At 64.2% G+C, this 21,883-nt stretch carries 22 protein-coding genes; 12 read left to right on the forward strand and 10 right to left on the reverse strand.

The features are described 5' to 3' along the window. Positions 1-9: 9 nt before the first annotated feature. Together JQ632_RS12960 and JQ632_RS12965 are read right to left on the reverse strand one after the other, a co-directional pair. On the reverse strand, positions 10-1,503 hold the full coding sequence (locus tag JQ632_RS12960) for an NAD(P)/FAD-dependent oxidoreductase (protein WP_212402711.1): 1,494 nt from the start codon (positions 1,501-1,503) through the stop codon (positions 10-12). A 102-nt stretch (positions 1,504-1,605) separates the two neighbouring features. After that, positions 1,606-2,055 carry a cupin domain-containing protein gene (locus JQ632_RS12965; RefSeq protein ID WP_212402712.1) on the reverse strand — a complete coding sequence of 150 codons (450 nt, stop codon included), beginning with the start codon at positions 2,053-2,055 and terminating at the stop codon, positions 1,606-1,608. 184 nt (positions 2,056-2,239) lie between these two features. On the opposite strand from JQ632_RS12965, the gene JQ632_RS12970 reads away from it, so the two are divergent. Continuing rightward, on the forward strand, positions 2,240-3,268 hold the full coding sequence (locus JQ632_RS12970) for an AraC family transcriptional regulator (RefSeq protein WP_409363482.1): 1,029 nt from the start codon (positions 2,240-2,242) through the stop codon (positions 3,266-3,268). 22 nt (positions 3,269-3,290) lie between these two features. Here JQ632_RS12970 and JQ632_RS12975 read toward each other — a convergent pair whose 3' ends face one another. Next, positions 3,291-4,856, reverse strand: coding sequence for a winged helix-turn-helix domain-containing tetratricopeptide repeat protein (locus JQ632_RS12975; protein WP_212402713.1), 1,566 nt, complete (start codon positions 4,854-4,856; stop codon positions 3,291-3,293). Between the two features lie 165 nt (positions 4,857-5,021). Between JQ632_RS12975 and JQ632_RS12980 the strand changes: the two genes are divergently transcribed. Continuing rightward, positions 5,022-5,264, forward strand: a complete 243-nt coding sequence (locus JQ632_RS12980) for a DUF1127 domain-containing protein (protein ID WP_212402714.1) — start codon at positions 5,022-5,024, stop codon at positions 5,262-5,264. 21 nt (positions 5,265-5,285) lie between these two features. On the opposite strand, the gene JQ632_RS12985 is transcribed toward JQ632_RS12980, so the two are convergent. Together JQ632_RS12985 and JQ632_RS12990 are read right to left on the reverse strand one after the other, a co-directional pair. Continuing rightward, positions 5,286-6,350 (reverse strand): ketopantoate reductase family protein, encoded by a 1,065-nt coding sequence (locus JQ632_RS12985; RefSeq protein WP_212402715.1) that lies wholly within the window; start codon positions 6,348-6,350, stop codon positions 5,286-5,288. A 168-nt stretch (positions 6,351-6,518) separates the two neighbouring features. Continuing rightward, a complete protein-coding gene (locus JQ632_RS12990; RefSeq protein WP_212402716.1) occupies positions 6,519-7,742 on the reverse strand; it encodes a polyhydroxyalkanoate depolymerase in 1,224 nt (407 codons plus the stop codon). Between the two features lie 175 nt (positions 7,743-7,917). Between JQ632_RS12990 and JQ632_RS12995 the strand changes: the two genes are divergently transcribed. Then, the gene (locus JQ632_RS12995) at positions 7,918-8,574 is read left to right on the forward strand and encodes a glutathione S-transferase family protein (RefSeq protein ID WP_212402717.1); all 657 of its coding nucleotides are present in this window, start codon (positions 7,918-7,920) and stop codon (positions 8,572-8,574) included. 601 nt (positions 8,575-9,175) lie between these two features. Here the strand turns inward: JQ632_RS12995 and JQ632_RS13000 are convergent. Further along, a complete protein-coding gene (locus JQ632_RS13000) occupies positions 9,176-9,397 on the reverse strand; it encodes a hypothetical protein (protein WP_140981906.1) in 222 nt (73 codons plus the stop codon). 189 nt (positions 9,398-9,586) lie between these two features. On the opposite strand from JQ632_RS13000, the gene JQ632_RS13005 reads away from it, so the two are divergent. The 5 genes from JQ632_RS13005 to JQ632_RS13025 all read left to right on the forward strand — a co-directional run bounded on the left by JQ632_RS13005 (position 9,587) and on the right by JQ632_RS13025 (position 14,444). Continuing rightward, positions 9,587-9,949: a hypothetical protein gene (locus tag JQ632_RS13005; protein ID WP_212402718.1), complete on the forward strand. Its 363-nt coding sequence runs from the start codon at positions 9,587-9,589 to the stop codon at positions 9,947-9,949. Between the two features lie 206 nt (positions 9,950-10,155). After that, on the forward strand, positions 10,156-10,989 hold the full coding sequence (locus tag JQ632_RS13010) for an AraC family transcriptional regulator (RefSeq protein ID WP_212402719.1): 834 nt from the start codon (positions 10,156-10,158) through the stop codon (positions 10,987-10,989). A gap of 131 nt (positions 10,990-11,120) precedes the next feature. Further along, on the forward strand, positions 11,121-12,047 hold the full coding sequence (locus JQ632_RS13015) for an SMP-30/gluconolactonase/LRE family protein (RefSeq protein WP_212402720.1): 927 nt from the start codon (positions 11,121-11,123) through the stop codon (positions 12,045-12,047). 140 nt (positions 12,048-12,187) lie between these two features. Then, positions 12,188-12,781, forward strand: a complete 594-nt coding sequence (locus JQ632_RS13020) for a GNAT family N-acetyltransferase (RefSeq protein ID WP_212402721.1) — start codon at positions 12,188-12,190, stop codon at positions 12,779-12,781. Positions 12,782-12,797: 16 nt separating this feature from the next. Further along, positions 12,798-14,444, forward strand: coding sequence for a GMC family oxidoreductase (locus JQ632_RS13025; RefSeq protein WP_212402722.1), 1,647 nt, complete (start codon positions 12,798-12,800; stop codon positions 14,442-14,444). Positions 14,445-14,572: 128 nt separating this feature from the next. Here JQ632_RS13025 and JQ632_RS13030 read toward each other — a convergent pair whose 3' ends face one another. From JQ632_RS13030 to JQ632_RS13040, 3 genes are all read right to left on the reverse strand, one after another. Beyond that, positions 14,573-15,199 carry a hypothetical protein gene (locus tag JQ632_RS13030; protein ID WP_212402723.1) on the reverse strand — a complete coding sequence of 209 codons (627 nt, stop codon included), beginning with the start codon at positions 15,197-15,199 and terminating at the stop codon, positions 14,573-14,575. 165 nt (positions 15,200-15,364) lie between these two features. Next, on the reverse strand, positions 15,365-16,207 hold the full coding sequence (locus JQ632_RS13035; RefSeq protein ID WP_212402724.1) for a MoxR family ATPase: 843 nt from the start codon (positions 16,205-16,207) through the stop codon (positions 15,365-15,367). Between the two features lie 125 nt (positions 16,208-16,332). Next, a complete protein-coding gene (locus JQ632_RS13040; RefSeq protein ID WP_212402725.1) occupies positions 16,333-16,578 on the reverse strand; it encodes a GlsB/YeaQ/YmgE family stress response membrane protein in 246 nt (81 codons plus the stop codon). Between the two features lie 122 nt (positions 16,579-16,700). On the opposite strand from JQ632_RS13040, the gene JQ632_RS13045 reads away from it, so the two are divergent. The 3 genes from JQ632_RS13045 to sseA all read left to right on the forward strand — a co-directional run bounded on the left by JQ632_RS13045 (position 16,701) and on the right by sseA (position 19,418). After that, positions 16,701-17,876, forward strand: coding sequence for a VWA domain-containing protein (locus JQ632_RS13045; protein WP_212402726.1), 1,176 nt, complete (start codon positions 16,701-16,703; stop codon positions 17,874-17,876). A 129-nt stretch (positions 17,877-18,005) separates the two neighbouring features. After that, entirely contained in the window at positions 18,006-18,416 is a 411-nt protein-coding gene (locus JQ632_RS13050) for a rhodanese-like domain-containing protein (RefSeq protein ID WP_212402727.1), read from the forward strand. Positions 18,417-18,557: 141 nt separating this feature from the next. After that, complete coding sequence (gene sseA / locus JQ632_RS13055; RefSeq protein ID WP_212402728.1) at positions 18,558-19,418, forward strand: 3-mercaptopyruvate sulfurtransferase; 861 nt, start codon at positions 18,558-18,560, stop codon at positions 19,416-19,418. 9 nt (positions 19,419-19,427) lie between these two features. Here the strand turns inward: sseA and JQ632_RS13060 are convergent, their stop codons facing one another. Continuing rightward, positions 19,428-20,249 carry a hypothetical protein gene (locus JQ632_RS13060; protein WP_212402729.1) on the reverse strand — a complete coding sequence of 274 codons (822 nt, stop codon included), beginning with the start codon at positions 20,247-20,249 and terminating at the stop codon, positions 19,428-19,430. 364 nt (positions 20,250-20,613) lie between these two features. Between JQ632_RS13060 and JQ632_RS13065 the strand changes: the two genes are divergently transcribed. Beyond that, positions 20,614-21,876 (forward strand): L,D-transpeptidase, encoded by a 1,263-nt coding sequence (locus tag JQ632_RS13065; protein ID WP_212402730.1) that lies wholly within the window; start codon positions 20,614-20,616, stop codon positions 21,874-21,876. Positions 21,877-21,883: the final 7 nt, after the last annotated feature.

Here is a 21,883-nt window from a genome sequence, read left to right on the forward strand (position 1 = left end):
TCTCGGCCCTCACGCCGCCGCCCGGTAGTCCGGCGCCGAAGCCAGATATCGCGCGTACGCGTCTGCGTCCGGCGGCAGGAAACGCTCCGCGAGCGGGTTGCGCGAGGTTTCCTTGGCGCCGATGTCGGCCATCAGCTCGTCGAAATGGCGATAGTGATAGGGCGCGACGCACAGGCCGCCATAAACGCCCGCCGCCGGCCGTTCGACGCGCTTGAAGTGCAGCATCATCTCGATGTTGTCGCGCATCGCTTGCGCCGTCGGCTGCCGCGCCAACTGTCCGTCGGCATAGCGCACCAGCCAGTTCGCGGCGAGGTCGGCGCAGAGCACGGTGCAGAACGACGAGTTGAAGCCGACAAAGCCCATGTCGGGCAAGTCAGGATTGGCGATCAGGCGGTACAGCCGATACTGCCCGTCGGCGTCGACGAGCTTTGACTGACAGGCCTCGGGCAGGAAGGGCACGCCGAGCTCGTAGCCGATTGCGAGCACGGCGACGTCGGCTTGCACGCGCTCGCCGCCGCTCATCACGATGGTGTTGCCTTCATAGTGGTCGAAGGTGCCGAGCACCGCCTTGATGCGGCCGTCGGCGACCATCGGGTAGAAGCCAGGCGTTGCGATCGGCACCGAACAGTTGACGCCGTCCTCGATCCGCTCCTTCGGCACCATGTTGCATTTCTTCAGCTTGAGCTGCGCCTTCAACAGGCTCTCAAGCCCGCGCCAGTTCGCCCAGACCAAAGGCGCTGTGACGCGGTGCGCGAGACGCGCCAGGGCACTCGCGCCCCAGCCCGGGAACATCTGCTCCTGCGCGCGGATGTAGAGGATGCGCTTGAAGTTCACGAGCCCGCCGATGAAGTAGGGAATGCGCCAGACCGGCTCGCGAAACACGATCGTGACCTCGCGCGCGCCCGACTTGACCGCATTGACCGCAATGTCGGTTGCCGATTTCGATCCGCCGAGCACGACGACGCGGCGGCCTTTTGCAAGCGACGGATCGCCGTATTTCGAGGAATGCAAGATCCGCCCGCCGGCGGCCGTGAACGTCGCTTCGCCCGGGCAGCGCAATTCCCGCGGCTCGTTGAACTGTCCGGTGCAGATGGCGACGAAGTCGAAATCCTCCTTCGTGGTGGCGCCGCTCTTGTCTGAGAGAGCGAGCGTCCAGCCCGGCTTGCCGTCGGCGCGCCGCTCCATGCCGGCGACGCCCGTGTTGAGCCGCAGCATGCGGTCGAGGCCGTGGCTCTTGGCGTAGTCGGCGAGGTAAACGTGGACCTGCGGACCGGTCGGCCATTCCGGATAGGCGTCCGGCATGGCGCGGTCGGTGTAGCGATAGAGATCCTTCGGGCTCTGGGTCTGCACCTCGGGATAGGAGCGCGCCGGCTCCCAGACGCCGCCGAGATCGGCGCTGCGTTCGACGATGGTGACCTTGTGGCCGCGGAGCGAGAAGGCTTTGGCGGCGGCGAGACCGGAGACGCCGGCGCCGATCACGCAGACATGCTTTGGGCTGACCATGGGTTTGCTCGCAAATTGGGGTTTCTTGGGCGCAGCAAATCCCGATCGGCCGCGAGATGCGGCCGCCGGACTTGCGCGCGATTGGACTCGGAGGCTTGTGGCCTAGTCGTTCGCCTCGGGCGGCAAAAAGTCCACCTCGTGCTGTGCCGAGATGCGCACGACCTCCGCAGGGTCGGTGAGGTTGTGCAGCATGTTGAACAGCGCCTCCAGCTTCTGCATCGGCGAGACCCAGAACATCGCGCGGGCCGGCTTGTCGGACTTGTTGAAATAGCCGTGGGGAATGCCGCGCGGCATGCGCACGAGATCGCCGGCCTTGGCCTTCACCCACACGCCGTCGAGCTTGAGGTCGAGGACGCCCTCCTGCACCAGGATGAATTCGTCCTGGGTCGGGTGGACGTGAACCGGCACGAACTGGCCGGGCTCGCTGTTGGTTTCGAACGCGAAGGTGGAGTCGCAGATGGCTTTGGGGAAGTAGAGCTGGCCCAAAATATTCCAGCTCTTGCCGCCGTAGCCTGTACCGTTTGCAGTGATGCCTTTTTCGAGTGCAGCCATGGCTCATCTCCATCTTGGATCCAGCGAGGAGGGAGGATCGGTCAGGCGCCAGGCACTGTCTATCCGCAAAACGAATCCATGCGTGGTGCTCTGCAACACGACGACGTTTTTGCGCCGCGGCTCTTTTCGCCGCCGTGGAACTATTATAGGCTTAAAGTAATTTGGAGCGCGCGACGTGTGGTCCATGATGTCCCCAACCGAGCTGGAGATGAGCGCGAAAAGCTCCGAAGCCGTCAGGCTTGCGGAGTTTGCCCGTGTCGCCACCGGTGACGTCGATGAAGCCGCCGAACAGATCGGCCGCATCTTCTGCCCCCACGATTTGCAGCCAACCCAGGCAAGGGCTCCCGGCTTCTACGCACGGCACAATTGCGCGGCTTTTGAGGGATTTTCGATCAACTACGTCGCCTATGGCGGGTCGGTGACGATCGATCCCGGCTGCCTCGATGGCTTCTTTTTGCTGCAAATTCCCTTACGGGGCGGCGCTCGCGTTCGTGCTGGCACGCGCGAGCTCATCACCGCGCCTGGATCGACGGCGTCGCTGTTGTCTCCGACAGTGCCGACCCGGATGGTCTGGGGCGACTGTGCCCAGCTCATCCTGCTGCTCGATCGCCGTCTGGCGGAGCAGCGCGCCGCCGCGCTCGCGGGCAAGCCGGCCGGCACCGTCGAATTCGAGCCGGTCGTCGATCTCGACGCGCCGGTCGCGCGCAGCCTGTCGGCAAAGCTTTGGGAATTGTTGGCGCTCGCCGAACGCCTCGGGCCCCGCAGCAAGCTGCCGGCAACCGCGGTGGCCGACTTGCGCGAGACGCTGCTCGATCATCTCCTCAATGGGCAGCGGCACGGCCTGTCCGATGCCATCCGCACCTTCTCAGGGCGGGCCGAGCGGCTGCCGCGCACCTTGCGCAGGGCGCGGGATTGTCTCGAAGCGGGAGCCGGCGAGCCGCTCGATCTCGTGCAACTCGCAACCTCCGCCGGCGTCGGCATCCGCGCGCTTCAGCTCGGCTTCCGCCGGCACTTTGGCCTGTCGATTTCTGAGATGCTGCTCGACATCCGTCTCGCCAATCTCCATGCGCGGCTGTCGCAGGCGACACCCGATGCGTCGATCACCGACATCGCCTTCGATCTCGGCTTCACGCATCTGAGCCGCATGGCCGGCGCCTACCGCGAAAAATTTGGCGAGACGCCGTCGGCGACGCTGCGGCGGCGCATGAGCTAAGCAGTGCGAGATGCCTTGCGGCTCATTCCGGCAAACCCGCTTTCCTGAACCCTTCGATCAACAGCTTCGCGTTTGCCTGGCCGCCGCGCGCGATATATCCGGATATTGTAAAGGCAGGATCGAGCTCCAGCATCTGTGCGGCCACGTCGCGGGCCTCCTTGTCACGTCCGAGATGGGCAAGCGCGCATAGGAGACAGCGGTGCCCGGCCGAATGGGTGGGGTTCTGACGAAGCGATCTTTTGGCCGCTTCGATGGCGTCGTCAAAACGTTCGAGCTCGATATACGCCATCGCCATCCCGATGGAGGACCGATGCAGCAGCGGGTCAACCGGGCTCAGGCGGTTGGCACGGGCAAAGCTCCGGAGCGCCTCTTCCGGCTGGCCCGCAATTCGGTACACCCAGCCCCTGTTGAGCCATCCGTCGAATGAGTTCGGGTTGAGGGCGACCGATCGGTCGGCCATTTCCATTTCGCCCTGGGGATCGCCGATCATGAACGCAGAGGCGACGGCGACGTTGGCCAGTATTCCGGGATCGCCGTCGTCGATGCTCAGCGCAAGGCGAATGAACCGAATGGCTTCCTTGCGGTCGAGATGCGGATCGCTCGAATAGCCCAGAGTGATGTTGAGCGAATGGCACAGGCTTCCAATGCTGGCGACGAAGCCGAGCCGGGGATCCAGTTCGAGAGCGCGATGTATGAGCCGTATGCCCTCAGCCAATCCTTCGCGGGTCGCACGGTAGAGGTGCGGCATGGCGCGCAGAAAAAGATCGTAGGCTCGCAGGTCGTCCGGCGGCCGCCGCGCTGCCATGCTGATTTCTTCCTGCAGCAGTCTTGGCTGAATGGCTGAGACGACGGCAATCGCGACCTCGTCCTGGAGCGCGAAGATATCCGTCAGGTCGCGCTCGAACGTGTCTGCCCAGATGTGTGTGTTCGTCGTCGCATCGATCAACTGCCCGGCGATGCGGACCTTGCCCGACGCCTTGCGCACGGAGCCTTCGAGCACATAGTGCACGCCAAGCTTGCGCCCGACCTCCTTGATGTCGACGGCCTGGCCCTTGAAGGTGAAACTCGAATTGCGGGCGATCACGAACAGCCATTTGAACCGCGAGAGCGCGATCGTGATCTCTTCGACCATCCCATCGGCGAAGTATTCCTGCTCCGGATCGCCGCTCATGTTCTGGAAGGGCAAGACCGCAATCGACGGCTTGTCCGGGAGCGCCAGTGCGGGGTTTGCCAAACCTGGGCGTTCGTCGAGGATGGTCGCCGTGCCGGCAGGGTGGTCGGCTTCGCGCACAGCGCCGACGAAGCGAAAACCCCTGCGGGGCAAGGTCTTGATCAGGCGTTGCACGTCTCCGGCATCGCCGATCGCGGTCCGGGCCGCATTCAGGCGCGTCGTGAGTGCTGCGTCGGACACGCTGCGCCCGCTCCAGATGGCATTGATGAGGTCGTCCTTGCTGACGACACGGTCCCTGTTGCTGATCAAATAGTCGAGGAGGTCGAAGACTTGCGGTGCAATGGAGACGACGTCCGGCCCGCGGCGCAGCTCGCGCAGGTCGGTATCGAGCGCGTACTCCTCAAATTGATATCGCAACCTGCCAACCCTCTGGCTGGCCTCCGATTCGTCGGAGGCGGTCGAATACCGCTTGCACCCCTAAAAGTAAGCCGCCGGTGAGGAAAATGTAAGCCGGACATCAAGCAGACCCGCTCGCTCCCGGGCATCGTGATCCTGGGCCATGGAGCCCAAGGAGATACGACGATGAGCGTGACCTATGACACGACGGGGCTGCGAGGCGGCCGGGTCCAGACATTCGGTATCACCGGGCTGTTCAGGACATGCTGGAGTGCGCTTGGGGAATGGCGCAAACGTCAGGCACTGCAAGCCACGCTGCATGGCCTGAGCGACGCCGAACTGATGGATATCGGGACGACGCGGGGCGAGATCGACTACGTCGCCGCGAACCGCTCGACCGATCCGCGCGGCAATCTATCCGCCCAATGAGTGTCCAAAATCTGCGGCGCGCTACTGCGCGCCGGAGCCGCCCTGCACGATCTTCTCGTTCAGCTTCTGGTCCACGGTCTCGACCGTGCGGTCGATTTCGGCCGAGGGCACGCCGAGCTGATGCGAGATCAGTTTCACCAGGAGGTCGACGCGCTCGATGAAGGGCGCGCCGGCAGCGACCGCGCGTGCGGCTGACGAGGGCTTGAGCAGGCTTTCCGCCGCCTTGGCATATTTCGCGAAGGGCACCTGATCCTGCGGATCGGCACCGAGACGCCGGGCAAGCGCGTCGACGTGGTCGTAGATTGCCTGCGAGCGCTTGAGGTCGCCATGCACGGCGTCGCGGATCGACTGCGGCTCGTGCGGCGTGATGCAGCGATAGTTGCCGGTGAGCAGCATCGACCACTTTGCCAGCGGCACGAACAGCGAGTCGAACACCTTCAGCTTCACCGGGACGTCCTGGCCGTCCAGCGTCACCGCGTCGATGTCCGCTTCCAGCTCGCGCAGCACCTTGTTGTGCGTCTCGTCCTCGAAGATCGCGGCCTTGAAGTTGGTGGGCAGGCCGACGTGGAGCACGTTCGCAGCTTCCTCCGGGGGACGGAAGGCCTGCGGATCGGGCGAGCACAGCGTCACCAGGCCCGGCTTGAAGCGCTCCCACACCTGCGCGTTGGTGTAAGCCTCCTCCAGGTCCATCTCCTTCAGCGCTGCGATGCGCTTGAGATAGGGCAGGGGCGGCATGTTCATGATGGACAGGCACGGCAGGCCGGCGGCCGCGATCTTCACCATCAGCACACGGACCGTGTGGTTGGTGTATTGCGGCTCCTGCATGGCGAGCGCCACCATGTCGTAGCGGGAGATGTCGACCTCGCCGGGCGTGGTCGCATCCAGCTTGCCGGGCAGGCCGCGCGAAAAAATCGCCCGGTGCACCGCCTCGTCGCGCAGCTTGATGCGTACCTCGGTGCCGTCGCGGTTGATGAGCTCGGCGGTCTTGGCACGGCAGACCAGGGTCACGTTGTGACCCGCCATCAAAAGCTTGGTCCCCAGCAAGGAGCCGTAGGAGGCCCCAAGGATCAGAATGTTGCGCGCCATGCTCTCTCTTTCGCTAGGTCTGACGGGGATTAGCCCGTGCGGCAGGGAGCGCCGTGTCTATCGCACTTCCTCTGGCATTACAAATACAAGGCAGTTTCGCATTTGTTCTCTCCCGGGCATGGCGAGAAGCCCCCGCCGTGCACGCGGGCGCAGGGCCCGAGAAGCCGTTCAGGAATTGACGTGCACGAAATCGCGCAGCAGCGGATAGATCTCGTTACTCCAGCGCTTGCCCGAGAACACGCCGTAATGGCCGACGCCGGCCTGCATGTGGTGCACCCTGCGATAGGCACGCACGCCGGTGCAGAGGTCTTGCGCTGCGAGCGTCTGGCCGATCGAGCAGATGTCGTCCTTCTCGCCCTCGACCGTCATCAGTCCCATGCGGCTGACGGCGCGGGTGTTCACCGGACGTCCGCGATGCATCAGCTTGCCCTGTGGCAAGAGATGCTCCTGGAACACGTCGCGCACGGTCTCGATGTAGAATTCTGCGGGCAGGTCCATCACCGCAAAATATTCGTCGTAGAAATTCTTGATGGTCGCGGCCTTCTCCTTCTCGCCCTTGGCGATGTGGTTGGCGAGATCGAGGTGCTGCTTGATGTGCCGCTCGAGGTTCATCGACACGAAGGCGGTGAGCTGCACGAAGCCCGGATACACCTTCCGGAACGCGCCGCGGCACTGCACCGGCACGTAGTTGATCAGATTGCGCTCGAACCATTCGATCGGCTTGCTCTTGGCGAAGTCGTTCACTTTTGTCGGCTGCACCCGCGTGTCGATCGGTCCCGCCATCAGCGTCAGCGTGGCGGGGCGCGAGGGATGGTTGTCCTCGCACATGATCGCGGCGGCGGCGAGCGCCGAGACTGACGGCTGGCAGATCGCGACCATGTGCGGGCGCGGTCCGAGCTGCCCGAGGAAGTCGATGAGGTGGTCGGTGTAGTCGTCGAGCCCGAAGCGGCCTTCGCTGCGCGGAATGTCGCGCGGATTGTGCCAGTCGGTGATGTAGACGTCGTGGTCCTGGAGCAGCGTCTTCACCGTGCCGCGCAAGAGCGTCGCGAAATGGCCGGACATCGGCGCGACCAGCAGCATGCGCGGCTGCTCGGCCGCGTCGTCCTTTTTGAAATGCAGCAGCGAGCCGAACGGCGTCGCGTAGGTGATCTCTTCCTTGACCGCGACTTCGCGGTTACCGACCCTGACGCTGTCGATGCCGTAGGCCGGGCGGTCATAGGTGATGGTGGAGCGCGAGATCAGCTCTAGCGCAGCCGACAGCCGCCCGACGAGAGCATGCGACGTCCCCTGGGGCACCAGATTGAGGTATCTGAGGGCAGACGAAGCCCCCGCCCGCCATGGCTCCGTCAGATCCATGTGGTTCTGAAAGGCCTGATAGTACATCGACATCATTACTGAAACGCCCACCCTGACCCCAGACCATCATGCAATATCGACGCCAGACTCGAGTCAATTCGCCCTGAAAACTGGCATGTCGCTTGCTGTGGAATACGGGGAAGCACGAACTTTGGGCACCGCGCATAACGGGACGGCGGCGTCAGGAATTCAGGCGCGAGGGAAAGGCCATATGGCGAAAGCGACACTGACCATCAGCAGCAAGAACTACTCGTCCTGGTCGCTGCGTGGCTGGCTGCTGACGAAGTTTTCCGGGCTCGAATTCGACGAGGTCGTGACCGCGCCGGACGACGCGTCCGCGCGCGCGGAAATCCTCCTGCTGTCGTCGTCGATCCTGGTGCCATGCTTACGGCACGACGGCGCGACGGTCTGGGATACGCTGGCGATCGCCGAATATCTCAACGAGGTGATGCCGGAGGCCGGCCTTCTGCCGACCGATCGCATCCAGCGCGCGCATTGTCGCTCGATCTGCGGCGAAATCCATTCCGGCTTCACCACGCTGCGCGCCTCGCTGCCGGTCAACCTCAGGGGTCACTTCCCCGGTTTCAAGATCTGGTCGCGCGCCCAGGCCGACATCGACCGGGTCTGGGCCATCTGGCGCGACTGCCTGGAAAAATCCGGCGGTCCCTTCCTGTTCGGCGCCCAGCGCACCATGGCGGATGCGATGTATGCGCCCGTCGTCACGCGCTTCGTGACTTATGACGTCAAGCTCGAGCCGCGGCTGAAGGCCTATGCCGACACCATCATGGGCATGGCCGAGATGCGCGAATGGATCGAGGCGGCCAAGGCGGAGCCTGCCGAGATCGAGGAGCTCGAGGTCGAATATTAGGCAGTGCTCGCAAGGGCCTGCCCGTTTCGGCGGCGAGGCCCGCGAGCAGCCTTTGCCCAACTCGCGGCCAGTCGCAACGCCGGAGCTGTGATCGCCTCCGTCTGCGCCGCGGCGATGATGCATCGCGCCATCGCGGGATTCCATCGTCATGTCAGCGGCTTCGCCGCCCATCTCGCGCGTGTTCGCTGCGTTGCAGCGCTATGGCGCGGTTCTCGCATTGCACAATTGGCTGCGAATGCGATGACGGACGCTGCCGAAAGTTTGGACGCCGACGCTCGCGGATCGCTGGAAGCTTAGGGAGCGGAGAACCGTCATGAACCAGCACGCTGACGTCCAAAATTGCTCCCACGTCGACATGCCGCCGGCGAGGTGAGGGCGGATATCCCCCCGGAAGAATTAACTTTTGTCGTCGGCCGCAGGCTGCGTCCGCTCGCCCTGTTCCTTGATATGGTACGCGCAATCCGCGCAATGCCGATATCTAGCCGTGAACAGGTGAGTACGGAGCCTCACCGCTGATTCGGACGCGATTCGTTCGAGCCGCGTTCCGAATCTTAAGAGCGCGTTTGTCGCCGTCGCATTTTGAGACAGGTCATGGGCCCTGTCAGGCTACGCCCTGCTTCACGCGCGGCAACCGCCAGCCGATCACGGTCGCCTCGACCGCAATGCCCGCTTCGCTGTTTTGCCAGCGGCCTGCGACATATCGGCAGGCAAACGGCAATTGATATGTCCCGCTGTGATCTTCGCAAAGCACCTCGACTGGCAGGCCGGGCGGTGGTTCTCCTTCGCCATTGAATTCCGCCAGACGTCTCTCGCGCGTTGCCATTCCAAAAGTCTCCCCTAAAAAATCGCGGCGAGTGCCCAATTCTCCGCGTCAAGTCTCAGATCATGGTCATCGTTCCCGTCCCAGGGAACACGCCGAGCACACCGCGAGAATGCGGTGTCAGTATGGTATCGTCGGTGCGATACGCGGCATCAGCGCAATTTGCCGTGATTGGTTGTCGAGGGAACCTGCATGCCGGGCCGGACCATTGCCGCCATTTGTTTCGCGACTTTTCTCACTGGAACTTTTTCAACCGCGCCGCTGCTCGCGCAGGACGTTCCCGGCATCGAGATCTGCATCGTCGAGAAGACCTGGGAGCGGCGCACAAGCTGCCTGCAGAGCAATGTCGACTTCCTCCAGAAGACGATCACCAAGCTCAGCATCGACCATCAGCAGAAGCTCGATGCGGCAAATCGCCAGATCGAGGCGTTGAAGGTGGCCGTGGCCGGATTGCAGAAGGTGGCCGCCGATCTCCAGGCGTCGCAAGCGAAGACGGCGGAGGATGTGAAGAAGAAGCAGGATGCGCCGCCGCCGCCGAAGGAACAGACGAAGTAGGACAAGTAGGGTGGGCAAAGGCACGAAGCGCCGTGCCCACCACCTTTGGGCATCGCAACGAAGTGGTGGGCACGCATCGCTTTGCCCACCCTACGCGTTCTCGGGGCACGAGACTGAACAGCAACGCCGATCAAGTGCGGCCTCGGACGATGGTCCATCATTGCCGCGCTTCGACATGAGAGCTCAAGACCTGAGACCAAGGAATCATGAATCCGGCCCAGAAAGCGCTCTGGTATATCGAAAGCCATCTCGCCGAGCCGATGACGCTCGACGAGATCGCCGAGATTGCCGGCGTCTCGCGCTTTCACATGGTGCGTGCTTTCGCCGCGGCGATCGGACTTCCTGTCATGCGCTACGTGCGCGCGCGGCGGCTGACTGAGTCGGCGCGCGCGCTCGCAGCCGGCGCGCCAGACATCCTCAAGTTGGCGCTGGATGCGGACTACGGCTCCCACGAAGCATTCACCCGCGCGTTCCGCGACCATTTCGGCATGACGCCCGAAGCGGTGAGGGCGGCAACGTGCGCCAGCAAACTCAAGCTTCAGGAGCCGATCCTCATGGACTCCACCACGACTGACGATCTTGCGGCACCGCGTTTCGAAACGGCGAAGGCTCTTCTCGTTGCAGGCCTCGGCGAGCGCATCTCCTGCGACAACGGCGCGGCTATTCCGGGTCTGTGGCAGCGCTTCCACCAGGAGGTCGCCGACATTCCCGCGCGCATCGGCGGTGTCGCCTACGGTGTCTGCTGTAACGGCGACGATGCCGGCAATTTCGACTACATCGCCGGCGTCGAGGTCGCCGACTATTCCGACCTGCCGCGCCGCTTCGCCCGCGTCCGCATCCCCGAGCAGCGCTATGCGGTGTTCACCCACTGCGACCACGTCGCCTCGATCCGCCGCACCGTCAGCACGATCTGGAATCACTGGCTGCCGGCCTCCGGTCTGAAGGCGGCGGACGCGCCCAACTTCGAGCGCTACGACGAAAAGTTTGATCCCCGGACCGGCAATGGCGGTTTCGAAATCTGGGTGCCGGTGAAGGAATAGCGCGCAACACAGCATTGCGCCCGTTTGCTTGGCAAGCGGGGCCTACTTTGCCATAACCAAACGCAAATCTTGCGTGCGGGGCCGGCGCCGGACTTCCCGTGCAAGGCATAACAAGCAGCCGGGAGGTCCAAATGTCCAACGTCCGCGTTCTCGCCACCGACCTCGAGTTTCCCGAAGGCCCCGTGGTGATGCCGGACGGCTCGGTCGTGCTGGTGGAAATCCGCGGCCAGCGCCTCACGCGCGTCCATCCCGACGGCCGCAAGGAAATTGTGGCCAAGGTGCCAGGTGGCCCGAACGGCGCGGCGCTCGGCCCCGACGGCAAGATGTATGTCTGCAACAATGGTGGATTTTCCTGGATCCCGACCGGCAAGATGATCATGCCGGGGCCGCAGCCCGACGATTACCTCGGCGGCTCGATCCAGCGCGTCGATCTGCAATCGGGCAAGATCGAGACCATCGTCACCAAATGCGGCGAGCATGCGCTGCGTGGCCCGAACGACCTGGTGTTCGACAAGCACGGCGGCCTCTGGTTCTCCGACCTCGGCAAGCGCCGTGCCCGCGAGATGGACGTGGGCGGCATCTACTATCTCAAGCCCGGCATGCAGGAGATCGTCGAAGTCGTGCACGGCGTGCTGCCGGCGAACGGCATCGGCCTGTCGCCGGACGAGTCCATCGTCTATGTCGGCGAGACGCCGACCGCGCGCCTGTGGGCCTACGAGCTCTCCGCGCCCGGCACGTTGAAGCCGCGCGAGGTGATCTATCGCGGTGAGCGGGGCAAACCGGTCGCGGGCCTCGGCGGCTACCAGATGTTCGACTCGCTCGCGGTCGAGGCAGGCGGCAATGTCTGCGTCGCCACCCTCGTCACCGGCTGCATCTCGGTGATCGCGCCTGACGGCACCCTGGTGGAGCAGGTGCCGACCGGCGACCGCGTCACCACCAATATCGCCTTCGGCGGCCCCGAGCTGAAGACCGCCTACATCACGCTGTCGGGCAAGGGTGAGCTGATCGCCATGGACTGGCCGCGCGGCGGATTGCCGTTGAACTTTTTGAACAAGTGACAATCGCGTAAAACGCGATTGTTATCCCGGGTCGATGCGAAGCATCGCACCCCAATTCGCAATTGCGAATTGCGGGATCTCGAGATTCCGGGTCTGGTGCTGTCGCACCGTCCCGGAATGACCAAAGGAGAGAATGTCGAATGCCCTGGCCCGATCCCGTCACCCTGCGGGGACAACATGCGCGTCTGGAGCCGCTGTCGCATCAGCATCTGAACGGGCTGATGGAGGCCGTGAGGGACGGCGAGCTTCACAAGCTCTGGTACACCGCCATCCCGACCGCCGAAAACATGCCGAAGGAGATCGACCGCCGTCTCGGCCTGCAGGCCGCAGGCTCCATGCTGCCCTTCACCGTGTTCGACGCCGACGGCAAGATCGCGGGCATGACCACCTACATGAATATCGACGCCGGCAACCGCCGGGTCGAGATCGGCTCGACCTGGTATGCGAAACGCGTGCAGCGCTCGCCGCTCAACACGCAGTGCAAGCTGCTCTTGCTCACGCACGCCTTCGAGACGCTGAATTGCATCGCGGTCGAATTCCGCACGCATTTCTTCAACCACCAGAGCCGCCGCGCGATCGAACGGTTAGGGGCGAAGCAGGACGGAATCTTGCGCAGCCACCAGGTCGCGCCGAACGGCTCGCTGCGTGATACCGTCGTCTACAGCATCACCGCGGCCGAATGGCCGACGGTGAAGGCGCATTTGACCTATCAGCTCAACGACAAGCCGCGTTGAGGGGGCTTGAGGCAAGATGGATAGATTTGACTACGTGATCGTCGGCGCCGGCTCGGCCGGCTGCGTGCTGACCTACCGGCTGAGCGAGGACCCGAATACGAGCGTCTGCGTGCTGGAAGCCGGTCCTAGCGACTGGCACCCCTACATCCATCTGCCGGCGGGGTTCATCAAGACCTTCCACATGAAGAGCATCAACTGGGCCTACCAGCAGGAGGTCGGGCCCTGGACCGGCGGACGCAGCATCTATGCGCCACGCGGCAAGACGCTCGGTGGATCGTCCTCGATCAACGGCCACATCTACAATCGCGGCCAGAATCTCGACTTCGACACCTGGGCGCAGATGGGCAATCGCGGCTGGAGCTATGCCGACGTGCTGCCCTACTTCAAACGGCTGGAGAGGCGGGTCGGCGAGGGCGAGGACACCTATCGCGGCCGCGACGGCAACCTCACCGTCACCACCATGGATTGGCGCGATCCGCTCTGCGAAGCTTTCATGGAAGGCGCGGTCTCGCTCGGCATTCCCCGCAACCCCGATTACAACGGCGCGAAGCAGGAGGGCGTCTCCTACTGCCAGCGCACCATCGAGAACGGCCTGCGCGTTTCCGGCGCGACCGCGTTCCTGCGGCCGGCCATGAAGCGGCCGAACGTGCATGTGCAGACGCATGCGCACGCGACCGAGATCATCTTCGAGGGCAAGCGCGCGGTCGGCGTGCGCTACATGAAGGGCGGCCGCAACGGCACGCCGGTCGAGGTGCGGGCCAACAAGGAAGTCATCCTGGCGGGCGGCACCTACAACTCGCCGCAACTCCTTCAGCTCTCCGGCGTCGGCTCGCCGGACCTGCTCCAGTCCCACGGTATCGCTGTGCGCCACGCGCTGCCGGTCGGCGAGGGCCTTCAGGACCATTATGCCCCGCGCACTGTGGGGCGGGTGAAGAACATCAAGACCATCAACGAGCTCAGGCGCGGCTTCTCGCTCTGGATCGAGGCGCTGAAATGGGCCACGCAGCGGCGCGGCCTGCTGTCGTTGTCGCCGACCATGGTCTATTGCTTCTGGTACTCCGGCGAGAGCCCCGATCGCTCCGACCTGCAGCTCACCTTCACACCGGCGAGCTACAAGGAGGGCGTGCAGGGCCAGCTCGAGGACGAGCCCGGCATGACGGTTGCCTCCTGGCAGCAGCGCCCCGAAAGCCGCGGCTATGTGCGCATCCGCTCCAAGGATCCGTTCGCAGCCCCGATCATCCAGACCAACTATCTCGACGCCGAACTCGACCGCCGCGTCGTCGTCGGCGGCATGAAGCTCGCGCGGCGGCTGCTCAAGTCGGCCCCGCTCAGCCCGTACTATGCCTACGAAGATTTCCCCGGCCCCGACGTTAACACCGACGACGAATTCCTGAAGGCCGTCACCGAGCGCGGCACCACCACCTTCCACCCCGGCTGCACCTGCCGCATGGGCCCGGCGGAGAGCACATGGGCGGTCGTCGACGACCAGCTCCGTGTCCATGGGATGGAAGGCTTGCGCGTCGTCGACGCCTCCGTCATGCCGCGCATGATCTCGGCGAACCTCAACGCGTCAGCGATGATGATCGCGGACCGCGCGTCGGATTTGATCCGGGGAAAGAAGCCGATGGAAGCCGCGAACGTTCCGGAAAGCGCGGTGGCGTAAGCGCCTCTTCGGAGGGTGGGTTCGCGCCGGCGTAACCCACCACTTCTCTCAAGGCTGAGACAGAAGAGGTGGGTTACGCCAAGCGGACTGCGCTTCGCGGAGCCGCGGCGCTAACCCACCCTACGATTTTACGGGATCGGCGTCATCGGATCGAATTTGGTCTTGATGTCGTCGATAACCGGCTCTGCCGTCTTGCCGGTTATCTGCGCCATGAGTTGCGGGAAGTACACGGTATATGAGTGGGACGTCTTGCCGGTCTTTTCGCTCGCGGCGTCGCTTTCACCGCGAACGACGTCCAGAATGCATGGACCCACGGCCTCTTTACCTGCCGATTTGAACTTATAGTTATAGAATGTGGTAGACACGCCGGTGCTGCCGTCCCCATAGACGCTTGAATGCGTGATGTTGTACTTGAGATCCGATCGACGATCGAACAGCCTTGGCATGCCTTCGACGTTGTACTTGACCTTTGAGGATTTGAGCTTGCCGGCGAAGGCCGATGTGGTCTCGGCCGATGCCAGGACGCCGGCAGTAAAATCCCCCTTGGCGACCAACTTGCCGTTCAGGGTCTTGATCCAGACGACGGAATTCCCCGATTGGTCCCTGTAGACTTGAGCGACAGACGAGTTGTCGCCGTCGTGATAGGTCAATTCCACTGGCGCCATCGTGGTCTCGATGGCGTTGCAGTCGACGGGCTCTGCGGCTGCAGCTGCGCTCGTGAGCAAAGCCAGGAGCAAAACGACAAAGCGCATCATGGACCTCTGGAAGTGAGAGACCTATCGAATTTGTCGTGCGATCCAGCGCGCCGGTTCATGGCAAGCATGGCCTGGATTGCTTCGCTACGCTCGCAATGACGGAGGGTGAGAAGGTGTGCCAATCCCCGAAGGTCGTCCTGGCTTTCGCCAGGACGACACCGTGGCTTAAACCTCGCGCCGGCTCAAGAACGCCAGCCGCTCGAACAGGTGCACGTCCTGCTCGTTCTTGAGCAGCGCGCCGTGCAGCGGCGGGATCAGTTTGCGCGGGTCGCGCTCGCGGAGCTGCTCCGGTGTCATCTCCTCGTTGAGCAGGAGTTTTAGCCAGTCGAGCAGTTCGGAGGTTGACGGTTTTTTCTTCAGGCCGGGCACCTCGCGCACCTCGAAGAAGATGCGCAGCGCCTCTTCCACCAGGCGCTTCTTGATGCCGGGAAAGTGGACGTCGACGATCCGGCCCATGGTGTCGGCGTCGGGAAATTTGATGTAGTGGAAGAAGCAGCGGCGCAGGAAGGCGTCCGGCAGCTCCTTCTCGTTGTTGGAGGTGATCATCATGATCGGGCGCTGCCTGGCCTTGATCGTCTCGCCGGTCTCGTAGACATGGAATTCCATGCGATCGAGCTCGAGCAGCAGGTCGTTCGGAAACTCGATGTCGGCCTTGTCGATCTCGTCGATCAGCAGCACCGGACGTTGATCCGAGGTGAAGGCGTCCCACAGCTTGCCGCGCTTGATGTAGTTCTTGATGTCGGACACGCGCGCGTCGCCGAGCTGGCTGTCGCGCAGGCGCGATACCGCGTCGTACTCGTAGAGGCCCTGTTGCGCCTTGGTGGTGGACTTGATGTGCCAGGTCAGGAGCGGGGCGTTCAGCGCCTTGGCGACTTCCTCGGCCAGCACCGTCTTGCCGGTGCCGGGCTCGCCCTTGATGAGGAGCGGGCGCTCCAGCACGATCGAGGCATTGACGGCGACCTTGAGGTCGTCGGTCGCAACGTAATCCTTGGTACCGGTAAACTTCATCGAACGTCCTTGTTGTTCATTGCTTGTTTTTTACTTGTTTTTTCCTTGGGCGAGGCGCGAGCGCCTCAGCCGAAACATGGAAACGGCCGCTCAAGCTGCGGCCGTCACAGGTCAGGTCCAGGCTGTTAGGCCCGTTTTATCAGCGAAAGTACGACCAGCACAATCACCGCGCCGATGGTCCCGTTGATGATGTCGCGGAATGTGCCGCTGCCGAGGCTGATGCCCAGTTGGGGCAGCAGCCAGCTCGCGACCAGCGCGCCGATGATGCCGATCACGATGTTGCCGATCAGGCCAAATCCCGCGCCGCGGACAATTTGTCCGGCAAGCCAGCCAGCGATCGCGCCGATGACGAGTGCTGCGATGATTCCCATTGAAACCCCCTCCAAAAACGGTACAGGCGGGCGCAATTCTAGAGGAAAAACCCTCCCGGTCTAGGGCTCGGCGAACGCCTCCGGGCCTTGACGTTCGCCGGCCGAAAGGCAATCTGTCACCCATGTTCCTGCAATTCTTCACCTCATTGCGCGATGCGCAGGTCCCCGTGACGCTGCGCGAATACCTCACGCTGATGGAGGCGCTCGACGCCGACCTCGCGGACTACACGGTCGAGAACTTCTACTATCTGTCGCGCGCCTCGCTCGTGAAGGACGAGCGCAACCTCGACAAGTTCGACCGTGTCTTCGGCTCGGTGTTCAAGGGGCTGGAAAGCCTGCTCGACGCGATGGAGAAGGCCGAGATCCCCGAGGAGTGGCTGAAGAAACTGGCCGAAAAATACCTCACCGAGGAAGAAAAGAAGCAGATCGAGGCCATGGGCTGGGACAAGCTTATGGAGACCTTGAAGAAGCGCCTCGAGGAGCAGAAGGGCCGGCACCAGGGCGGCTCGAAGTGGATCGGCACGGCGGGCACCTCGCCGTTCGGCGCCCACGGCTATAACCCGGAAGGCGTGCGCATCGGCCAGGAGAAGAACCGCAACAACCGCGCCGTAAAAGTCTGGGACAAGCGCGAGTTCAAGGATCTCGACGGCAATGTCGAGCTCGGCATCCGCAACATCAAGGTCGCGCTGCGCCGCCTGCGCAAGTTCGCGCGCACCGGTGCGCCCGACGAGCTCGATCTCGACAATACGATCCGCCAGACCGCCAACCACGGCTATCTCGACGTGGTCATGCGCCCCGAGCGGCGCAACGCGGTCAAGCTTCTGGTGTTCTTCGACATCGGCGGCTCGATGGATTCGCATATCGAGCAGGTCGAGGAATTGTTCTCGGCGGCGAAGAGCGAGTTCAAGCACATGGAGTATTTCTACTTCCACAACTGCCTCTACGAAGGCGTGTGGAAGCAGAACAAGCGGCGCTTCACCGATCGCACGCCGACCTGGGACGTGCTGCACAAATATCCGCACGACTACAAGGTCGTGTTCGTCGGCGACGCCTCGATGTCGCCCTACGAGATCATGGTGCCGGGTGGCTCGGTCGAGCACGTCAACGAGGAGCCGGGCTCGGTCTGGCTCGATCGCATCATTCGCACCTATCCGCATGCGGTGTGGCTCAATCCGGTGCAGCAGAAGCACTGGGATTATTCGGAATCGACCACGATCATCCGCCGCATCTTCGCCAACCGCATGTTCCCGATCACCATCGAGGGGCTGGAAGGCGCGATGAAGGAATTGACGCACTAGCTTCCCGTCATTCCGGGGCGCGCGAAGCGCGAACCCGGAATCCATCGGGCCGCAGTGTTTGTAGATAAATGGATTCCGGGCTCGATGCTGCGCATCGCCCCGGAATGACAACGAGAAGGGAGAAACAACATGCCCCAAAACATCACCCGCGGCATCAAGGCGCTGATCGACGAAGCCAATGCCGAGATCGAAACCCTGTCCGCTGCACAGGCGATCGAGATCGCCAAGAACGGCGACGTCGTCATCGTCGATATCCGCGATCCCAGAGAGATCGAGCGCGACGGCCGCATCCCCGGCGCGTTTGCCTGCACGCGCGGCATGCTCGAATTCTGGATCGATCCGCAGAGCCCCTACGCAAAGCCGATCTTCCAGGAAGACAAGAAGTTCGTCTTCCACTGCGCCGGCGGCTTGCGCTCCGCGCTTGCGGCAAAGACCGCGCAGGACATGGGTCTGAAGCCCGTGGCCCACATCGCTGGCGGCTACGCCGCCTGGCGCGATGCCGGCGGCGCGACCGAGAAGTGGGAGCCGAAGAAGGGGTGAGGTGGGCGACGAATGCACCACACACTCCGTCGTGCCCGGGCTTGACCCGGGCATCCACGTCGAGCCGCATCGGCGGAGGCGCGTGGATGGCCGGGACAAGCCCGGCCATGACGACCGTGACAATTGCCGGAGACTGCTTCCATGACTGAGACCCCCACCGATCCCCTCGTCTCCACCGAATGGCTCGCCGCGCACATCAACGACGCCAACGTGAAAGTCGTCGACGCCAGCTTCAAGCTGCCGGGCGTCTTGCCCTTGCCGAAGGACGACTATCTCGCCGCGCACCTGCCGGGCGCGGTGTTCTTCGACGTCGATGCCGTCTCGGATCACTCCAATCCGCTGCCGCATATGTTCCCCAGCGCCGAGCAGTTCGGGCGCGACGTCGGCAATCTCGGCATCTCCAATGCCGACACCGTCGTGCTCTATGACGCCGGCGGCTGGGTCGCTGCCCCGCGCGCCTGGTGGATGTTTTTGTCCTACGGCCACGGCAATGTGCGGATTCTCAATGGCGGCTTAAAGAAGTGGCGCGCCGAGGGACGCGCGGTCGAGAGCGGCGAGGTCAAGCCAAAACCTGCGGCCTTCAAGGCGAGCTATGATGCGAAGCGCGTGCGCAGCATCGAGCAGATGATTGCGAATGTCGGCACCAGAGCCGAGCAGGTGATCGACGCGCGCGCCGCCGAGCGCTTCGAGGGCCGTGCGCCCGAGCCGCGGCCGGGCATCCGTTCGGGTCACATTCCCGGCGCCCGCAACGTGCCCTACAATCTGCTGTTCGATGCCGCGACCGGCACGATGAAGCCGCTCGACGAGCTGCGCGCCGCCTTCACCGGTGCCGGCGTCAAACTCGATGCGCCGATCGTCACGAGTTGCGGCTCCGGCGTCTCGGCCGGCGTGCTGACGCTCGCGCTCTATCGGTTAGGCGTCACAGACTCCGCGCTCTATGACGGCTCGTGGTCGGAATGGGGGCAGGCGAGCGGTCCGCCGATCGCGACGGGACCCGCCTGATCGGACGCCTCAGCGCGTGCGCATGGTGGATGCGGTGGCCATCGGCTGCCGTCCGAAGGGATCGAAGGTCTGCTGAACCTGCGCTGGCGGAGGCGGTCGGAGCACGATCCGGCGCTTCTTGGCGCGATGCGCGCGCCGCTTGGTGGCCTTCTTCTCCGTCGCGCCGCTGTCCACCTTGATATTCGCCGCGGGCTCCTGCTCGGCCGTGACGGAGGGGGCGTTCAGCGCGGCCATCCTGGCGACGGCCATGTCGGCCTCGGACAGGGTGCTCGCGGGCGCCTCGAGCTGAGCGGGCTCGCTCGTCGCGGCGGACGAGGCAGCGGGGGCGGTCTCGGCGGTGACCTTGCTTTCTTCAGCCTTCGCTTCGGAGCCGTTGGGTTCGGAGTCTTTGCGTTCGGAGCCTTTGGATTCGGAGACCTGCCCGGTCGTCTCCGGCGTGGTCGGCTCGTCAGTCGGACTGGATGTGGTGGCCTCCGGCGGCGCGGGCTCGCTCGCTCGCGCCTCGACCGCGGGGAGGGCCGCCTCCGGCGCAAGTGCCGCGGTCTGTTCGGGCGCGGCGTCAGTCACGGGCAAGGCGATGGTCGGGATCTGGTCCCGCACCGAGGGCTCGGCCCCCGAGGCCATCGGCTCCACGCGCAGCGCCGCCAGCACCGGCCGGACCGGTTCGGAGGCCTGTGCAAAGACCTGCTCCTGCGGGCCGGAGCGCCACGAGGGATTGCTGACGAACTGCTCATGGGTCGCCCGCAACAGCGCGGCGGCGCCGAGGGCGAACACCAAAAGCGAGGTTGAGATCAGGATCGCCGCAAACAGGAAGCGAACGCCGGGAAGCATCTTGTGGCGCGAATTTCCGCCTTGGCAGGTGCCTGCCGAAGGCCCTTGAGCCATCTGAACGCGGTGACGGTACTGGTTGCCGCGTTCACCGCGCAGAAAAGAGCTCAAAGCGGCGGCGAATCAGGCCGATTCGAGGATACCGCAAGGCTCTCGCTCGCGTTTCGCAAAAATCGGGGTGTTGGTGACGGGTGATATCAGGCAGAATGCGATTTCTGCGCCGTGATGCTCCGGAGCAACGGTGATCGGCGGATCACAAATCGGCAAATCGGGCACAAATGGGCCTGAATTGTCTTGAATGCGCCGTGATCTTCGGTCATTTGCCGTTAACGGTCCGGTCGTGCCTGGGGTCTATACAAGAGCGATGATGATCAAGCATTTTCTGACGATTTGCGCTGCCGCGACAGCCGCTGCGGCGGGAACCTCGCTCGTGCAGGCTCAGCAAAGCTACCCGGTGCAGCAGGCGCCCGGCTATGCGACGCCGTATCCTCAGCAGCAGGGCTATCCGTCCGAATATCGTCCCGGCGATCGCGTGCCGAATTTCGACGCGCTTGACGACGATGACGACGCGATGCCGCCGCAACAGCAGCCGCGCAATTCCGCCGGGCTGCCGCCGCCCGGCCCAGGCGGCCCCATCATGTCGCCCGACGATCCGCGCTACGGCCGTCCGGCCGGCGCGCCGGTGTACTCCAACGCGCCGCAGGGCCCGGTGGTGTCGCCCGACGATCCCCGTTATGGCCGCCCCGCGGGCGCGCCGGTCTATTCCAATGCGCCGCAGGGTCCGGTGATGTCGCCGGACGACCCGCGCTATGGTCGTCCCGCTGGCCCGCCGGCTGTGATCTATGCCGACCGTCCGCAGCAGCAGCAGGGCGTCAACGACGGCCTGCGTCCGCCCGAGGCGATCGGCGGTCCGACCGCGACCGGCGCGGTGCCTCAGCAGCAGCAACAGCCCGCCGTCGGCGCCGACGGCAAGCCGATGTCGATCGCGGCGCTTCCGCCCGAGGAGCAGCCGGACGCTGCGCCCGTGCAGTTGCCGCCGAACCTGCGCCGCCAGGAAGTCGCGTTCCAGACCAAGGAGCCCGCCGGCACGCTCGTGGTCGATACGCCCAACACCTATCTCTATTACGTGCTCGGAGGCGGTCGCGCGATCCGCTACGGCGTGCGCGTCGGCCGCGACGGTTTCACCTGGACCGGCGTGCAGAAGATCACCCGCAAGGCGGAGTGGCCGGATTGGCATCCGCCCACGGAAATGATCGAGCGCCAGCCCTATCTGCCGCGCTTCATGGCCGGCGGTCCTGGCAATCCGCTCGGCGCGCGCGCGATGTATCTCGGCTCCACCGTCTACCGCATCCACGGCACCAACCAGCCCTCGACGATCGGCAAGTTCGTCTCGTCAGGCTGTATCGGCATGCTGAACGAGGACGTCTCGGACCTGTTCGACCGCGTAAAGGTCGGCACTCGCGTGGTGGTGATGCCGGGCGGCCCGCCGCCGGGAACGGCGACGGCTTCGGCGCAGCCCGCGCCCGGTGCGGCCCCTGCGCCGGTGGCGGCCCAAGCGTCGAACGGCCCGGTGCCCGGCACGCAGCCGACCGTGGTGCCGCCGCTGCCGGCCCCCGTCACGGTGCGCTAGGCGCCCG

Source organism: Bradyrhizobium liaoningense, assembly GCF_018130955.1.
Lineage (GTDB): Bacteria > Pseudomonadota > Alphaproteobacteria > Rhizobiales > Xanthobacteraceae > Bradyrhizobium > Bradyrhizobium liaoningense_C.

Coding starts and splice junctions, on each gene's coding strand:
- JQ632_RS13015 (WP_212402720.1), top strand. CDS start 11,121: ATGTCCAACGTCCGCGTTCTCGCCACCGACCTCGAGTTTCCCGAAGGC.
- JQ632_RS12995 (WP_212402717.1), top strand. CDS start 7,918: ATGGCGAAAGCGACACTGACCATCAGCAGCAAGAACTACTCGTCCTGG.
- JQ632_RS13060 (WP_212402729.1), bottom strand. CDS start 20,249: ATGCTTCCCGGCGTTCGCTTCCTGTTTGCGGCGATCCTGATCTCAACC.
- JQ632_RS12960 (WP_212402711.1), bottom strand. CDS start 1,503: ATGGTCAGCCCAAAGCATGTCTGCGTGATCGGCGCCGGCGTCTCCGGT.
- JQ632_RS12965 (WP_212402712.1), bottom strand. CDS start 2,055: ATGGCTGCACTCGAAAAAGGCATCACTGCAAACGGTACAGGCTACGGC.
- JQ632_RS13005 (WP_212402718.1), top strand. CDS start 9,587: ATGCCGGGCCGGACCATTGCCGCCATTTGTTTCGCGACTTTTCTCACT.
- JQ632_RS13045 (WP_212402726.1), top strand. CDS start 16,701: ATGTTCCTGCAATTCTTCACCTCATTGCGCGATGCGCAGGTCCCCGTG.
- sseA (WP_212402728.1), top strand. CDS start 18,558: ATGACTGAGACCCCCACCGATCCCCTCGTCTCCACCGAATGGCTCGCC.
- JQ632_RS13050 (WP_212402727.1), top strand. CDS start 18,006: ATGCCCCAAAACATCACCCGCGGCATCAAGGCGCTGATCGACGAAGCC.
- JQ632_RS13010 (WP_212402719.1), top strand. CDS start 10,156: ATGAATCCGGCCCAGAAAGCGCTCTGGTATATCGAAAGCCATCTCGCC.
- JQ632_RS13030 (WP_212402723.1), bottom strand. CDS start 15,199: ATGATGCGCTTTGTCGTTTTGCTCCTGGCTTTGCTCACGAGCGCAGCT.
- JQ632_RS13035 (WP_212402724.1), bottom strand. CDS start 16,207: ATGAAGTTTACCGGTACCAAGGATTACGTTGCGACCGACGACCTCAAG.
- JQ632_RS13025 (WP_212402722.1), top strand. CDS start 12,798: ATGGATAGATTTGACTACGTGATCGTCGGCGCCGGCTCGGCCGGCTGC.
- JQ632_RS13020 (WP_212402721.1), top strand. CDS start 12,188: ATGCCCTGGCCCGATCCCGTCACCCTGCGGGGACAACATGCGCGTCTG.
- JQ632_RS12980 (WP_212402714.1), top strand. CDS start 5,022: ATGAGCGTGACCTATGACACGACGGGGCTGCGAGGCGGCCGGGTCCAG.
- JQ632_RS12985 (WP_212402715.1), bottom strand. CDS start 6,350: ATGGCGCGCAACATTCTGATCCTTGGGGCCTCCTACGGCTCCTTGCTG.
- JQ632_RS13040 (WP_212402725.1), bottom strand. CDS start 16,578: ATGGGAATCATCGCAGCACTCGTCATCGGCGCGATCGCTGGCTGGCTT.
- JQ632_RS13000 (WP_140981906.1), bottom strand. CDS start 9,397: ATGGCAACGCGCGAGAGACGTCTGGCGGAATTCAATGGCGAAGGAGAA.
- JQ632_RS12990 (WP_212402716.1), bottom strand. CDS start 7,742: ATGATGTCGATGTACTATCAGGCCTTTCAGAACCACATGGATCTGACG.
- JQ632_RS12970 (WP_409363482.1), top strand. CDS start 2,240: ATGATGTCCCCAACCGAGCTGGAGATGAGCGCGAAAAGCTCCGAAGCC.
- JQ632_RS13065 (WP_212402730.1), top strand. CDS start 20,614: ATGATCAAGCATTTTCTGACGATTTGCGCTGCCGCGACAGCCGCTGCG.